Consider the following 16,016-nt stretch of genomic DNA (forward strand, 5'->3'; position numbering starts at 1 on the left):
GATCTGCATTAAAAGGAAACATTTAAACTCACACCATAGGAACGCACCGTGATCAATTGACCGGTCTCCAGCCAGCTGATGGGCTCGCTGCCGTTGGCCAGCTCTGCGGGGTTCAATCCCTTGGGCGCTTTTTGCCAGATCATGAGCGGGTTGCGGGCTATGAAGCCCACGCTCACCGAGCGCACCGGGAGTTTGCCCAGCATGTCGCGTGAGAAGGTGTAGGCCACTTTCAATTCGCGCAAGCGGATAAAGGAGGCATCATACAGCCACTCTTCATAAATGTCGCGGCCGAGATTGTTCCGGTAATAGGCTTTGGCATCCACGAAGGTGGTCACTTCCTGACCGGTAGTTTTTGAGATGCCATTCACCTGCACGCCACCCCCCTCTGCAACGGGGTCCCTAACATTTTTTCCATTTTGATTGATGGCGGCGGTTTCCACGGCTTGTCCCGATTTCACGGAAAGCATTTTGGTCCAGCTAAAGAACTGACCACCGGCCTGGAAGTCGATCATCGCATTGAGGCTCACCGGGCCATAGCTGAACGTATTTTGAAAACCACCGGTGTAGTCGGGCAACACCGTGCCAAAGTTGTGGTTGGTTTCATAGAGCGGCAGGTTGTTGTCGCCCAGCAATATTTTTCCCGTAGCAGGGTCGCGCGCATACGCCTGGCCGATGAGATTGCCATAGGCCTCTCCGACGTGCGCGTTCACCGACACCGTGCGGCCTGCATAGGTGTTGCTGGCGATGAGGAAGTTGTTGATATCGATGGTGCCGTCGTTGTACAGTTCTTTCACCATGCTGCGGTTGCGGCTGATGTTGAAGGTCATGTCCCAATTGAATTTGCCGCTGCGAATAGGCGTGCCCATCAGGGCAAGCTCAAAACCTTTGTTCTCGATCAAACCGGCGTTGATGATGGTGGTCGTGTAGCCGCTGGCGCCCGACACGGGCAAGGTGAGGATCTGGTTTTTGTTGCGCTGCAAATACAACGTGAACGACATGCCCACGCGGTTGTTGAAGAATTTCAGATCGAGGCCGGTTTCATACGAGTTGCTGAATGAAGGTTTCAGCGTGGGATTGTTCAATTCATCGGGCACGTACAACGAATTTACCGTGCGATCAGGATCCGCATAGACAGTGCCTACTTCATAAAAGTAGGTGGTCTGATACGGCTTCAGGTCGCCTCCCGCCATGGCATAGCTCGCCCTAAACTTACCGAGGCTGAGCGGTTGCCAGTTCAACAGTTCACTAAACACGGCACTTCCCGATACGGAAGGATACCAATAGGAATTGTTATTTGTGGGCAGCGTCGAAGAGTTGTCGTTGCGCAGCGAGGCGTCCAGGAACCACGTGTCCTTGTAGCCCAGCGACACCATGGCGAACAAGCTGCGGATCTCTTTCTCGCGCAGAAACGATTCCACAAAGGGGCGATCGACCGAAGCGGCAATGTTATAAAAGCCCGGCGTCGACAACCCACCCGCTGTGCGCTGGAAGAGGTAGGTATATTTCTGGTGCATCAGGTTGGCACCGGCATTGGCGTTCAACGAAAAGCTGCCCCAGGTTTTGGAGAATTGTGCCAGGAACTCATAGTTCATTTCCTGGTTCTGATATTTTCCAATCGAGTATTCCGACAAATACCGTCCGCCCGCCGCCGTCCGGTTGTCGATGTTCTGTGTGAACATGTCCGAGCGGATCGTGCCACCCAATTTCAACGACGGCAGCAATTGATAGCTCAGCGCCACATTGCCAAAGTAGCGGTCGCGGCTGTCCTGCGAAAAATTTTCATACGCATCGAAGTAGGGATTGTTCCAGTAGAGTGCCTCCGTGTCGATCGTACCGTCGCCACTGGGGCTGCTCAGGTTCCAATGCAGGAACGAGCCGTCGGGATATTTATAGTTCTTCAGTTTCTTCATGTCGATGCTCCGCTGAAACCACTGATTGAAATAGGTCGTGCCATAGTCATAGCCCTGGGGTGGACGTTGACCGCGGTTGTTGGCGTAGTTGAGGCTGGTGGAGACCGTTAATTTGTTCGTGATGTCCATCGATGCATTCAATCCCAGGTTGTTTCGCTTCAGCCACGTATTGGGTTGCACACCCGACGTGGTCGTGCGGTTATAGCTGATGCGGAAAGAGGAATTGGCGCCGCCGCCGCTCACGGAGATGTTGTTGTTCTGCGTGTGACCCAGCTCATAAAAATCTTTGATGTTGTTGGGGTGTGGCACATACGGTGTGGTCTTGCCATAGTCGAAGTCGTCGGGATAGAAGCTGTAGAACTGGCGCACGGGGGTGCCGTCCATTTTGGGTCCCCAGCTTTCGTCCACGCTGGTGTTGGCATAGGGTGTGCCATCGGCCAGTTTGCTGAACGTCTGGGTGCTGCCCCCGCCGTACAGGTTTTGGTTGGGCATGAAGTTGCCGGCTTTCTCCACGGAGAATGCGCCACTGTAGTCAACGTTCACTTTGCGGGCGCCGCGCGATCCTTTTTTGGTCACGATCATGATCACACCGTTCTGTCCCCGTAAACCATAAAGCGCAGAGGCGGCCGGGCCTTTCAATACGTTGATCGATTCAACGTCGTCCGGGTTGATGTCCTGGATAATGTTGCCATAGTCCTGGCCGTTGCGTTCTGAGAAATTCTGGTTCGACATCGGTGTGCCGTCCAGCACGATCAGGGGTTCGTTGGTGCCGTCCAGCAGGTTCACCCCGCGGATCTTGATCTTTTGCGTGCCCCCCATGCTGGAACCGGGCGAGCCGGTGACCTGCACGCCGGCCACTTTGCCAGACAAGGAACCCAGCACGTTTTGTTCTTTGGTGTAGGTAAGATTCTGGCCTTTCACCTCCTGCGTAGCATAGCCCAGCGACTTCTCTTCGCGGGTAATGCCGAGGGCGGTGACCACGACTTCTGTCAAGGCCTGAATGTCCTGCGTCAGCGTCACATCGATCACCGAGCGATTGTCGATGGATACCTCTTCGGTTTTGAAACCGATAAAAGAAAACAGCAACACACCGCCGCCATCGGGTACGGTCAGTTTATATGCGCCATCGGCGTCAGTGGTCGTGCCGGTGGTGGTGCCTTGCAACACGATGCTCACGCCCGCCAGCATGCCCCCTTCGCCATCCGACACCTTGCCGGAGATGGTCTGGTCAATGACTGCAGGGCGTTCGTCGTTAACGCTTCCCTGTTCTTTGCGAACGATGAGGATGTTCTTGCGGATCTGCCTATACGTGAAGGCAGTATTTTCCAGCAGCAGCGACAGGGTTTCAGGAACGGTGCGCCGCGCGCTGGCCAGGGTGAGGTGATTGATATTTCTGATTTCTTCGTTGCGATAGACAAAGCGGAACGGCGTGAGGTTCTCGATCCGTTTCAGAGCCGTTTCCAGCGACTCGTCTTTCAATTCCAGTGTGATGGTCGTGGCGTTCTCGGCGTTCTGCCCATGACCGGGCGTGGCCAGCAAAACGTCGATGCTGGTCAGTAAGATCGCCAATAAGAACACACTGATGCGCATAAGCTGTCGTAGATAAGGGTTCCGGAACCACCGCGCCAGGTTTCGCGCACGCCCGCACGGCCGTCCTCCTTCTGCTTTTGATACAGAAAAATTCATACTTTTGATATGTTTTAAGTGATGCTGAATTATTTAAAACAGCCTGCCACCGATGCCAGTCGAGTGGCAGGCACATTTTTGGACCTCCCTGCCCTGGGCAGAGAGGCACCAAGCACTACGAGCTTAGGTTAAGTATTCTTTTCATATCGCTTAGGTTAGGTTGGTATCGCATCAAGCCTGGTCTTTAACATCCGTCTCCCTTTATCAGCATATTCCCCGCTGCGTCGCGCAGATAGTTCGCACCGTTGAATTCACAAATGATCTGCAGGATCTGATCCAGGTCTTCGCCATGCAGGAAAGTCGCCGTGAAGCGACAATGCCGGGTCTTCTCGTTTTCAAAACGGATGGTCACGTGAAAGCGCTCTTCCAATTGCGCGGCAGCTTCTTCCAGGGTAATGTCGTCGAAGAAAATATCACTGGCCTTCCAGGCAATGGCGGCGTTGCTGTTTACGTTGCGCTGGTAGCTTTGCCGGCCCAACTTGCGGAAGGTGATCTGTTGGTTTGGGGTGATCACGCCCAGGGTCCGGTCGTCATCGTTCACTTGCACTTTACCGCGGGTCACGGTCACGACAATACTATCCTGCTCATCGTACGCTTTGATATTAAAGGCTGTTCCCAACACGGTGGTGGTCAATTTCCCGGTGCGCACGATAAAAGGCTTGGACACATCGTGTTTAATATCAAAATATCCTTCCCCTCTCAACAGCACCTCGCGGTGTCCCATCCCTTCGAACGATGCTGGATATTCCAAATGGCTTCCGGCATTCAACACCACCGTGCTGCCATCGGGAAGTTTTAAAAATTGATGTTCGGTGGCGGAAGGCTGCGAAGCCTGGGCAATGAGTGGTGATTCATCTTTCAGCGAAGTCCTGCCATACCAAGCGGCACCGGCCAGCAAGGCCAATGTAACGGCCGCGGCTACTTTCATCCAGGTGCTGAAAAGCGCGCGTTGTTTTTGAAGGGGCTGCGCGAAGCGGTGATCGGAGGCCGGTAGAATGCGTTCCAATATCCGCTCCGTTTTCTCGGCCGATAGTTTTCCATGCTCCGGAAGCTCTTCCCACAATTTGTCCATCAAGGCTTGGATCGCCTCGTCGCTGGCAGGTTGGGCCAGGGTTTGCATCAATTCCTGTTTTTCAGCGTCGGAACACGTATCGTCTACATAACGCTGAAAAAGATACAACAACCGCGCTTGATCCATGGCTTCCGGGTTTAGATATACCATTAAGACAACCGGCGAAGCCGTCAGGAGTAGTGAGAAACGAAAAAAGTTGAGGAATTATTTCCGGTGCGAAAAACCCGCACGAATTGACTATCCTAATCCAATTTATTCGAACCAGGAAACCAGGCTCAACAGCCAAAGGCCCATCGTGCTGCTGAAATGGGTCTTGATGGTGCGCAGCGCTTGCTGCATGTGGGTCTTCACCGTGAGGCGCGAAATGTTGAGGCGGTGCGCCACTTCTTCGTATTTAAGACCCTGTTGATGGCAAAGGCTATACACCTGCCGTTGTTTGGGGGGAAGCCGGTCGATCACGCGATCGAGCAACCGCTGATAGTCCTCATAGATCACAGCCTCCTCCGTTTCTTCATGGGTTTTCACCAGCACTTTTTCCAGGGCTTGCCTGGCATGAGCCTCATGCGCCAGGTGTTTCAACACATTGAAGGTATGATTCCGGGTGATCGTGTAGAGATAGGAAGGGAAATAATCAATGGCCGAAAGACCCTCGCGATGCAACCAGATTTTCAGAAAAACTTCTTGTACGATCTCCTCTGCCGTGGCGTCGTTGTGGGTAAGTTTTAAAGCAAAGGCATGCACCTTGCCCGCGAACCGGTCGAAGAGCTCGCGAAAAGCAAGCGGATCACCCGAGGCTACGAGATCAACAAGATTTTTCAGTTTAGGTTGCATGCTTTCCCGTGCTTGCGCAACATTAAGGTAATCTAAACTTAACGAAAAAGGAAACGGCACACAAGACCAACGCCGGTTTGGGAGGCGCTTTACACGCCGGCTTTCGCAAAAAAATCGGATCTCAATCCATTGCGGGGAATATTTCCGAATCGCCGAATTTTAACGAGGACACACGATGGATGCGTTCATCCCAGGTCAACGACAAGCGGACGGCAACTTGTCCGCCGGCATTTCACCCCGTGCCACGGCTTTGGTGTAATAGGAACATGCACCCTTCGCATCGCCCGATGCCCGGAGGGCGTCGCCCAGATAAATATAGATGCGGTCGATGAAAGGGTCCATCTCCTCGGCCTGCTTGAACAAACGGATCGCCTCTTGGTCCTGGTGGGTCTTCAGGTAGTAAAGGCCTTTGTTCCGGTAGGCCCAACCGTTGTAAGGATCCAACCCAATGCTCAGGTCAATATCCTTGCGTCCGTTCTCCACATCACCGGTCAGCAGCGCGATGTAGCCGCGGTTGTTCAAAAAGAAGGGATCACGCGGTTGCAAGGTCAGCGCTTCTGCCAACTGCTTCCTGGCGTCGTCATATTTTTCCAGTTCAATGTCCACCATCGCCAACGCATTGTAGGCATTGGCTTCTTTGGGATTCAGGCGTAGCGCGTGTTCAAAGTGCAGGCGCGCGCTGTCGTATTGTTTTTTATAATAGTACACCGTTCCCAGGTTCACCCAGATCTCGGCATTCTGGCTGTCCATCACGCTGGCCATTTTGAATGCCTCTCGCGCACGATCGAATTCCCGCAGCCGGGTATGGATCAAGCCCTTTGAAAAATAGGCAACGGCCGTGTCGGGTTTATGCCTGATCACATAGTCAATGTCTTTCATGGCCCGGTAATATTCTTTCAATTCATACGCGGTGTTCGCGCGATTGAAATAGGCATCGAGGTAGTCGGGGTGACAAGCAATGGCATGATCATAATCGTCCAGTGCCTCCCGGTATTTCGATTTGTTGAAGTGCAGCGTGCCCAGGTTGTTCCAGGCATCGGCAAAACACGAATCGAGTTGCAGCGCCTCCCGCAGATAATGCTCAGCCTCATCCGCCTTCTGGTTTTTGATCATGTCGTTACTCTGCAACAAGAACCGTTGCAACCGGGTCTCCTTGCTATCGCTGCAAGCCAGCAACAACACACTCAACATCATGACAATCCCTTTCTTCATAACCATTGAAACTATAAATCCATTTTCTAAAATCGCTCAACCTAAACCCACTCCACTTAACGTCCGTTCGTAAACCTCAAGAGCGTTGGTGTGCTCGTAATCAGGCGGCCCCCCTCGTTCCTCGGGTCGGGCTATCCGTTCCAAGTCCGTCCACCCCTTTACTCCCCCACTCGAAGATCCGATTAAGCCCATTTGTTGGTGTCCCACCAACAAATCACTTTCAGCATCCCCACCGCACTTCGGGCTTTCCACTACTATCCCTGGCCGGTCCCCCGCGACAAACTCCCCGCAAGCTAACTAGCGTACGGTTCCAAAACTAAAGACAACAGAATGAAAAATGACCTTTTTCCTTTTTATCCCAGCCAAAATTTTGAGATTAAAGAACTATTTGATTTCTTAGCACCCGCAAATGAGAAACGCCATCAACAACAGCAACCACCACCATCATCATGTGAAGCACACGATGCGTGGCACGGCTGTATCTTGATCAATCATAAAAGATTTTCAAAAGGCTTGTCACCACGTGTGGCAAGCCTTTTTTGTTTTACTAGTTAATGCTGAATAAAAAATGAACACCCTACTTCGCATCGCCATTCAAAAATCCGGACGCCTTCAGGAAGGTTCGCTCGAACTCCTCAAAGAAAGCGGCCTCTCCTTTAGTAATGGCAAAGACCAACTCAAAACCCAGGCCCGCAATTTCCCCGTGGAAGTCTTGTTCCTTCGCGACGACGACATCCCTCAATACGTCGAAGACAAAGTGGCCGACGTGGGACTGGTAGGCGAAAACGTTTTCGCCGAAAAGAAAAAGAAGAACCAGATCGTGAAACGTCTCGACTTCGCGAAGTGCCGCCTCTCCATCGCCATCCCCCGTTCCGAAACCTATGGTGGCATTGCATCCCTCCATGGAAAAAACATCGCTACCTCCTACCCCAACATCGTCAAGGATTTTCTGCAGAAACACAACATCACGGCCGGCATACACGAGATCAGCGGCTCCGTTGAGATTGCTCCAGGCATAGGGTTAGCCGATGCCATCTGCGATATTGTGAGCACGGGCAGCACGCTCCTGGGCAATGGCCTGAAGGAAGTGGAAACCGTCATGCAATCGGAAGCGGTGATCATTGCCAACCCCGAGCTGGGGCCGGAGAAACAAAAAATACTCGACAAGCTTTTGTTCCGCATCGAGGCGGTGAAGAAGGCGAAGAACAATAAATACATTCTCATGAATTGTCCGAACGAGTCGATCGAGAAGATCACAACGGTTATTCCGGGGATGAAGAGCCCGACCATCATTCCGTTGGGCCGGCCAGGATGGAGTTCGTTGCATTCGGTAGTGGATGAGAATGATTTTTGGGAGAAGATCGATTTGCTTCGGGAGTGTGGAGCGGAGGGCATCCTCGTCATCCCTATTGAGAAGATGATCGTATAATTCATTTTTCACCGCATCACCTTCGCTTAAGTTTCGGTGAGCCGGCAAAGTTGACTTAAAGGTTTTAAAATTGAGTACTTATGAAAATATTTGATAATCCATCCAGGGATAGCTGGTCTGCGCTGTTGCAACGGCCGCAATTGGAGTTGGAGTTTTTGGAAGGTGCTGTTCGCAATGTTTTGAATCGGGTGAAGAAGTCGGGCGACAGCGCGGTGAGGGAACTCACACTCCAGTTTGACAAGGTTTCGGTGGAGGCGCTGCAGGTTTCGGCGGCAGAGCTGGCGGAGGCAACGGCTTCGCTACCGGAAGATTTGAAAAAGGCTATTCAGACAGCGGCGGCCAACATCGAAAAGTTTCATGCCGCGCAAAAGCGGGAATCGGTCAAGATCGAGACCACGCCGGGTGTTACGTGCTGGCGCAAAGCGGTGGCGATCGATAAGGTAGGGATTTATATTCCGGGTGGATCGGCCCCGTTGTTCTCCACGGTGCTGATGCTGGGCATACCGGCAAAGCTCGCGGGATGTCGCGAAGTGGTGCTCTGTTCGCCGCCCGACAAGTCGGGAAAGATCAATGCGGCCATTTTGTTTGCGGCTCAATTGGTGGGCGTTAAAAAGATCTTCAAGGCTGGGGGCGCACAAGCCATTGCGGCCATGGCCTATGGCACGGAAAGCATTCCGAACGTGTACAAGATCTTCGGGCCCGGCAATCAATACGTGACCAAAGCCAAACAGCTCGTCATGGAGGAAGGCGTGGCCATCGATATGCCGGCGGGCCCCTCAGAAGTGCTGGTGATGGCGGATGAGTCGGCCGTGCCGTCGTTTGTTGCTGCCGACTTATTGTCGCAGGCAGAACACGGCGAAGACAGTCAGGTGATCCTGGTGCTCAACAACGATAAAAACGTGGCCGCCATCCAGCAAGCCATCCAACAACAACTCAACACCCTCCCCCGCAAGGCCATTGCCGAGAAGGCGTTGCTGAACAGTCGTGTAGTGATCCTGCCCAAAAAAGAGGCGGTCGATTTTGTGAATGCTTATGCGCCGGAGCACCTCATCATCAATATGAACGATCCTGAAAGCGTTGCTGCAGAGATCGTCAACGCAGGCTCTGTGTTCCTGGGGAATTATTCACCCGAAGCCATCGGCGACTATGCTTCCGGCACCAACCATACCCTGCCCACCAATGGTCACGCCAAAGCCTTTGCCGGCGTAGCGTTGGAGAGCTTTGTGAAACACATCACCTATCAACAACTCAGCGCGGAAGGACTCCGAAACCTGGGACCGGTCGTAGAAAAAATGGCGGAAGCCGAACAACTGGACGGCCACAAAATGGCCATCCGCGTTCGTCTTGACACTCTGAAATAACCCACGTTCAAAAAGAAATATTCCATGGACATCCAAGCCCTGGTGCGCAAGAACATTCTCAACATGAAGCCTTACTCGTCGGCACGCGACGAGTTCAAAGGCACCGCGGAGATCTTTCTCGACGCCAACGAAAATCCGTACCCTTCGCCCTATAACCGCTATCCCGATCCGCTGCAGTGGCGCGTCAAAGAAAAGCTGGCCGCGCTCAAAGGCGTGAAGCCGGAGCAGATCTTCCTCGGCAATGGCAGCGACGAAGGCATCGACCTCATCATCCGTGCGTTCTGCGAACCCAACCAGGACTCGATCCTCATCACCGACCCAACCTACGGCATGTATTCCGTCTGCGCCGAAGTGAACGCCGTGAACGTACAACAAGTATTGCTCACCCCCGACTTCGACCTCGACCTGGATGCTTTCCCAAAAACATTCGACGCCACCACCAAAGTGCTCTTCCTCTGCAGTCCCAACAACCCCACGGGCAACTTGCTCAGCACCGCCAAGATCGTGGAAGTGTTAAAACGCTTCTATGGCATCGTGGTCATCGACGAGGCCTACATCGATTTTGCTACTGGCAAGAGCTTTGCGCAAGAACTCGCGCACTATCCCAACCTAGTGGTGCTCCAAACGTTTTCCAAAGCCTGGGGCCTGGCCGGATTGCGATTGGGGATGTGCTTTGCCTCTGAAGCGATCATCCGGGTGCTCAACAAGATCAAATACCCGTATAACGTGAACATCCGAACCCAGGAGTTGGCCTTGGATGCGTTGGAGAACGTGCAACAAAAGGAAGCCTGGGTGAAGGAAGTGGTGAAGCAACGCGAGGTTATGGCCAAAGCGCTGCAGCAACTTTCGCTCGTCGAACATGTTTATCCCTCTGACGCCAACTTCCTGCTGGCGAAAGTGAAGGATGCACACGGCACGTACGAGTACCTGATGAACCAGGGCATCATCGTCAGGGATCGCTCGCGGGTGGCGCTGTGCTACAACTGTTTGCGCATCACCATCGGCACCCCCGAAGAAAACCAACGGCTGCTCACGGCCCTGAAAAAATATACCGCATGAAAAAAGTACTCTTCATCGACCGCGACGGCACCCTCATCCTCGAACCCGCCGACGAACAGATCGACAGCCTCGAAAAACTGGAATATTATCCCGGCGTGTTCAACGGGCTCGCCAAGATCGTCCGCGACACCGACTTTGAATTGGTGATCGTCACCAACCAGGATGGATTGGGCACCTCAAGCTTTCCAGAAGAAACGTTTTGGCCCGCGCAAAACAAGATGCTAAAAGCTTTTGAAAACGAAGGCATTGTCTTCTCGAAGATTTTCGTGGACCGCTCTTTCTCAAAGGAAAATAAACCGACGCGAAAACCGGGCACGGGCATGCTCACGGAATTTTTCAACGGGCAATACGACCTGGCCAATTCCTATGTCATCGGCGATCGCGTCACGGACGTGGAGCTTGCCAAGAACCTGGGCGCAAAAGGAATTCTCATCAACAACGGCAGCCTGAAGGAAACCGTTGCCCAAAAAGGCCTCACCGATTTTTGTTCGCTCACCACCACCTCCTGGAACGACATCTATAAACATGTGGCCTCGCCCGACCGCATCGGCACCGTGACCCGCACGACGAAGGAAACCGACATACGCATCACCCTAAACCTGGATGGTCAAGGTAGATCACGCATCACCACCGGCCTTGGGTTTTTCGATCACATGCTGGACCAACTCGCGCGTCATGGCAACATGGACCTCGACATCACCGTGAAGGGCGACCTGCACATCGACGAGCACCACACCATTGAAGACACCGCCCTGGCCCTGGGAGAAGCATTCCTCCAGGCCCTCGGCAACAAGCGCGGCATCGAACGCTACGGCTTCTGCCTGCCCATGGACGACTGCCTGGCCCAAGTGGCCATCGACTTCGGAGGGCGGCCCTGGTTGGTTTGGGATGCGGCGTTCAAGCGCGAAAAGATCGGCGAGATGCCCACGGAAATGTTTTTCCATTTCTTCAAATCGTTTTCCGATACATCCAAGAGCAATCTCAACATCAAGGCGGAGGGCGACAATGAACATCACAAGATCGAAGCCATCTTCAAGGCGTTTGCCAAAGCTATCAAGATGGCGGTGAAACGCGAAGGCAACCAACTGCCCACGACCAAGGGAGTCCTTTAACATCAAGACAAAACAAAGCATGAAGCTTGTCATTATAAAATACAACGCCGGCAATATCCAATCCGTGTCCTTCGCTTTGGAGCGGCTGGGTGTCGACTTCGCCATCACCGACAACGCAGAGGAGATCCGGAAGGCCGACAAAGTGATCTTTCCCGGCGTGGGCGAAGCGAGCACCACCATGCGCTATCTCCGCGAGCATAAACTGGACCAGGTGATCACGGCACTAAAGCAACCCGTCCTCGGCATTTGCCTGGGCATGCAGTTGATGTGCACGTTCTCCGAAGAGAACAACACCGAATGCCTGGGCATCTTCGGCGAAACGGTAAAGCGCTTCATTCCCCAAGGCGACCTGAAGGTTCCCCACATGGGATGGAACGACCTAACCCTGAGCGACAGCTGGATCGATCGCGGCGTGGACCATCAATACGCTTACTTCGTACATAGTTTTTACGTCCCCGTGAATTCGCACACGTCCGCCACAACGGAGTACATCGCCCCGTTTAGCGCCGCCATGCACAAAGACAATTTCTACGCCGTACAATTTCACCCGGAAAAATCGGCCGAAACCGGCGAACGGGTATTAAAAAGTTTCTTAGCCCTTTGACACCATGAGAATCATTCCTGCTATCGACATTATCGACGGAAAATGTGTACGCCTCACACAGGGCGACTACGCTCAGAAAAAAATATACCACGAAGACCCCGTTTCCGTGGCCCGCTCCTTTGAACAAGCCGGGTTGACCGACCTCCACGTGGTTGACCTCGACGGCGCCAAGGCCGGCAAAGTTGTCAATTGGAACGTGGTGGAGGCTATCTGCAAAGCCACGTCGCTCACCGTTGATTTTGGTGGCGGCATAAAAACGGAAGAGGAAGTGCAGCGACTGCTCAACCTCGGCGTGAAACAAGTGAACCTGGGAAGCGTCGCGGTGAAGGAGCCGCTAAAAGTGATCTCGTGGATCACCAAGTTTGGCAAAGACAAGATCATTCTCAGTGCCGACGTCAAAGGCGAGTATGTGGCCATCAGCGGATGGCAGGAGAGCTCTCCCATCACCCTTGCTTCGCTGCTGAAGGATTACACACGCAACGGCATCGAGTATGTTACCTGCACCGACATCAGCACCGACGGTATGCTGAAGGGGCCGAACATCGAATTGTACAAGAACATTCTCATGACCTTCCCCCAACTGCACCTGGTGGCCAGCGGCGGTGTGAGCAACCTCGACGACCTGAGGGAGCTGAAACGCATCGGCGCCGACGGCGTCATTGTGGGCAAGGCCATCTACGAAGGTAAAGTCACATTGGAAGAACTAACTACCCTATAACGCCGCATGCTCACCAAACGAATCATTCCCTGTCTGGATATCAAAGACGGCCGCACCGTGAAAGGTGTGAACTTCGTCAACATCCGCGACGCCGGCGACCCGGTAGAGCTCGGCGCCACCTATGCGCGTCAGGGTGCTGACGAGTTGGTGTTCCTCGACATCTCCGCTACCAACGAAGAACGCAAGACCTTTGCATCGCTGGTAAAAGACATCGCCCGTCACATCAACATTCCGTTCACCGTCGGCGGTGGCATCAGCTCCGTGGCAGATGTGGCACCATTGCTGGAAGCCGGCGCCGACAAAGTGAGCATCAACTCGGCCGCTGTGCGAAACCCACAACTGATCGATGACTTGTCACGGGCCTTTGGCGCGCAATGCATTGTGCTGGCCATCGACGCCCGCAAGATCGACAACCAGTGGACGGTGCACACGCACGGTGGCAAAATGCCTACCGACAAAAAACTTTTCTCGTGGGCCAAAGAAGGGCAAGAACGCGGCGCCGGCGAGATCCTCTTCACCAGCATGGACCACGACGGCACCAAAAACGGGTTCGCCATCGATCCGCTGAATAAACTCAACACCCTCTTGCAAATACCCGTCATCGCCTCTGGCGGCGCCGGCAACAAGGAACATTTTATCGACGCTTTTGTCCTGGGCAAAGCAGACGCGGCGCTGGCCGCCAGCATCTTTCACTTCGGGGAAGTGAAAATACCCGAGTTGAAATCGTTCCTCGATGAAAAGAACATCGCCATCCGTCCCTGATCAACCTAATGCGTAGTACAAAAAATGAAATGCCATGAATGACCTCGCCATAAACTTCAGCAAACAAGACGGCCTCGTGCCTTGTGTGATACAAGATGTAAAAACCCTGCGCGTGCTCATGCTGGGGTTTATGAATGAAGAAGCTTACAAAAAAACGCTACAAGAAAAGAAAGTGACCTTCTTCAGCCGCAGCAAACAACGCCTGTGGACCAAAGGCGAAACCTCGGGTAACTTTCTCCACCTGGTCGACATCGCGATCGACTGCGACAACGACACGTTGCTGATCAAAGTAAATCCCGAAGGTCCCGTTTGCCACACAGGGGCCGATACGTGCTTCAATGAAAAAAATGAACGGTGGGATCTGGCTTCGTTGGAACAGATCATTCAAGATCGAAAGAACAACCCAACCCAGGCGTCCTACACGACATCGCTCATCCAAAAAGGCATCAACAAAGTAGCCCAGAAAGTAGGCGAAGAAGCCGTCGAACTCATCATCGAAGCGAAGGATAACAATACCGATCTCTTCCTCAACGAAGCGGCCGACCTCATGTACCATTATCTGGTTTTGCTGGCGGCAAAGAATCACTCGCTCGACGATGTGCTGACCGTTTTGAAGAAACGACAAAAATAATCTCAGAAGTACAGGCACGGATTAAAAATGAATATCCTGATACACCCCGCTGGTGCTGGTGCGGCAGGAGATCTTCCCTTTCAATGCGTCGGGTTTAAACAGGGACTTCCCTAACAGCATGCGCACACATTCCTGGATGCCTTCCGTGATGGAGGGATGGGGATGGACACACTCGGCGAGCTCTTCAATTCCTTTGTCCATACTGATGAGCAACGCCACGGCCTGGATGGCACTGGACGCATGATTGCCGATGATCTTCAATCCGAGGATCTTCATTTGCGCATCGTTCGTGACCAGCATCTTGATAAAGCCTTGTGTGTTGCGCTTGGCAATGGCGCGGGGAATGCAACTGTAGTCGAGCGTGGCCACTTTATAGTCGAGGCCGCGTTCGCGTGCCTGGGTTTCGTTCACCCCTACGCTGGCCACTTCCGGATTCAGGAACATGATGGTGCTGATGTTCTCGTAGATGAGCTTGCGCTGTGGGTTGCCAAATATTTTCTCTACTGCATAACGGCCCTCGAGTTCACCTACGTTGACCAGGGAAATGTCGGCCGTGATATCGCCCACGGCGTAGATGTTGGTGATGTTGGTCTGCGTGTCGTTGTCTTCGATGCCTCGTTTGGAGATGCTGATGTTCACGGCGTCGTCCCAGAGCTCTTCATAGTTGGGTGTGCGGCCCACGGCCACCAACGCCTTGGCTACATTGAATGTGCCTTTTGTTCCGTCGTCATACTCCAGCGTATATTCTACGCGGCCGTGTTTGATCTCCATGTTGATGAGGCGTGAGTTACGGTGGATGAGCACGCCGTTGTTTTCCATGTTGCGTTCGATCACCCGCACGATGTCTTCATCTTCGAACGGCAGGATGCGGGCGCCTTTGTCGATGAGGTGAACCTTTGTTTTGCCAAAGCCTGAAAAAATGGTGGCATATTCACAACCGATCACCCCCGCTCCCACGATCACCATGCTCTCCGGAAAATCTTCCATGCTCTCGATGCCCTCGCTGGTCATCACGATCTTTTCGTCGATGGGTAGTTCTGGCAAATACCGTGGACGGCTGCCGGTAGCCAATATGATGTGCTCGGCCCAAACGATCTCTTTCTCGTAAGCACCCGTGTCGATCTCGATTTCGTGCGCGCTGATAAGACGGGCGTTGCCTTTGCGGAAGCTCAGCAAGTCGGTATAGCGCGAGTCCTTCATCATGTGCAAGTGTTCCTCCAGCATGCCCTTGCGCTCTTCCACGGCGCTGGCCACTTCGTCCTGGATCTCCTTGTAGTTGATGCTCGGCACCTTCAGATTGAAGCGCTTCAGGTTTTTCCTGAACGAGGCGGTCTCGCGCGACAACTCCCACCAGGTTTTGGATGAGAGCGCACCGTTGGTGACGCCCGCGCCACCCACTTTGTTCTTTTCAATGAGTAATGTTTTCTTTTTGAAATCGAGGGAACGCATGGCGGCTGCGTATCCGGAAGGACCCGCCCCGATGACCACCAGATCAAATTTCTCCATAAAGCCTGACTGCAATAAATATTATACTACAATGTACAATAAAATCGGAAGCAGGAAAGGGATGGCCCTCGTGGATTTTGAGCCGAAGCGTTAACCAAGGCATCGTCAACAAACCGGCTACAC

General features: G+C 53.2%; 14 protein-coding genes. 9 read left to right on the forward strand and 5 right to left on the reverse strand.

Translation table 11 applies throughout. The annotated features are described in order from the left end of the window. Window positions 1–8: 8 nt before the first annotated feature. The 4 genes from D4L85_RS29395 to D4L85_RS29410 form a co-directional block, all read right to left on the reverse strand. Complete coding sequence (locus tag D4L85_RS29395; RefSeq protein WP_228450672.1) at window positions 9–3,596, reverse strand: SusC/RagA family TonB-linked outer membrane protein; 3,588 nt, start codon at window positions 3,594–3,596, stop codon at window positions 9–11. Between the two features lie 184 nt (window positions 3,597–3,780). Beyond that, complete coding sequence (locus tag D4L85_RS29400) at window positions 3,781–4,794, reverse strand: FecR family protein (RefSeq protein WP_160144083.1); 1,014 nt, start codon at window positions 4,792–4,794, stop codon at window positions 3,781–3,783. A 126-nt stretch (window positions 4,795–4,920) separates the two neighbouring features. Continuing rightward, window positions 4,921–5,499, reverse strand: coding sequence for an RNA polymerase sigma factor (locus tag D4L85_RS29405; RefSeq protein ID WP_119757701.1), 579 nt, complete (start codon window positions 5,497–5,499; stop codon window positions 4,921–4,923). A 195-nt stretch (window positions 5,500–5,694) separates the two neighbouring features. Then, a complete protein-coding gene (locus D4L85_RS29410; RefSeq protein WP_160144084.1) occupies window positions 5,695–6,711 on the reverse strand; it encodes a tetratricopeptide repeat protein in 1,017 nt (338 codons plus the stop codon). Between the two features lie 330 nt (window positions 6,712–7,041). On the opposite strand from D4L85_RS29410, the gene D4L85_RS34565 reads away from it, so the two are divergent. From D4L85_RS34565 to hisIE, 9 genes are all read left to right on the forward strand, one after another. Then, complete coding sequence (locus tag D4L85_RS34565) at window positions 7,042–7,266, forward strand: hypothetical protein (RefSeq protein WP_160144085.1); 225 nt, start codon at window positions 7,042–7,044, stop codon at window positions 7,264–7,266. Between the two features lie 13 nt (window positions 7,267–7,279). Continuing rightward, window positions 7,280–8,140 carry an ATP phosphoribosyltransferase gene (gene hisG / locus D4L85_RS29415; protein ID WP_119757703.1) on the forward strand — a complete coding sequence of 287 codons (861 nt, stop codon included), beginning with the start codon at window positions 7,280–7,282 and terminating at the stop codon, window positions 8,138–8,140. 80 nt (window positions 8,141–8,220) lie between these two features. Continuing rightward, entirely contained in the window at window positions 8,221–9,501 is a 1,281-nt protein-coding gene (gene hisD, locus D4L85_RS29420) for a histidinol dehydrogenase (RefSeq protein WP_119757704.1), read from the forward strand. A gap of 24 nt (window positions 9,502–9,525) precedes the next feature. Then, window positions 9,526–10,560: a histidinol-phosphate transaminase gene (hisC, locus tag D4L85_RS29425; RefSeq protein WP_119757705.1), complete on the forward strand. Its 1,035-nt coding sequence runs from the start codon at window positions 9,526–9,528 to the stop codon at window positions 10,558–10,560. Continuing rightward, window positions 10,557–11,672 (forward strand): bifunctional histidinol-phosphatase/imidazoleglycerol-phosphate dehydratase HisB, encoded by a 1,116-nt coding sequence (hisB, locus tag D4L85_RS29430; RefSeq protein WP_119757706.1) that lies wholly within the window; start codon window positions 10,557–10,559, stop codon window positions 11,670–11,672. Before hisC ends, hisB begins: the two co-directional genes overlap by 4 nt. A 19-nt stretch (window positions 11,673–11,691) precedes the next feature. Then, window positions 11,692–12,276, forward strand: coding sequence for an imidazole glycerol phosphate synthase subunit HisH (gene hisH, locus D4L85_RS29435; RefSeq protein ID WP_119757707.1), 585 nt, complete (start codon window positions 11,692–11,694; stop codon window positions 12,274–12,276). Window positions 12,277–12,280: 4 nt separating this feature from the next. Continuing rightward, a complete protein-coding gene (hisA, locus tag D4L85_RS29440) occupies window positions 12,281–12,994 on the forward strand; it encodes a 1-(5-phosphoribosyl)-5-[(5-phosphoribosylamino)methylideneamino]imidazole-4-carboxamide isomerase (RefSeq protein WP_119757708.1) in 714 nt (237 codons plus the stop codon). 6 nt (window positions 12,995–13,000) lie between these two features. After that, window positions 13,001–13,756, forward strand: coding sequence for an imidazole glycerol phosphate synthase subunit HisF (gene hisF, locus D4L85_RS29445; RefSeq protein WP_119757709.1), 756 nt, complete (start codon window positions 13,001–13,003; stop codon window positions 13,754–13,756). Between the two features lie 34 nt (window positions 13,757–13,790). Then, entirely contained in the window at window positions 13,791–14,387 is a 597-nt protein-coding gene (gene hisIE / locus D4L85_RS29450) for a bifunctional phosphoribosyl-AMP cyclohydrolase/phosphoribosyl-ATP diphosphatase HisIE (RefSeq protein WP_119757710.1), read from the forward strand. A 21-nt stretch (window positions 14,388–14,408) separates the two neighbouring features. On the opposite strand, the gene D4L85_RS29455 is transcribed toward hisIE, so the two are convergent. Next, entirely contained in the window at window positions 14,409–15,893 is a 1,485-nt protein-coding gene (locus tag D4L85_RS29455) for a dihydrolipoyl dehydrogenase family protein (RefSeq protein WP_119757711.1), read from the reverse strand. Between the last annotated feature and the right edge of the window lie 123 nt (window positions 15,894–16,016).

It is taken from the genome of Chryseolinea soli (genome assembly GCF_003589925.1).
GTDB lineage: Bacteria > Bacteroidota > Bacteroidia > Cytophagales > Cyclobacteriaceae > Chryseolinea > Chryseolinea soli.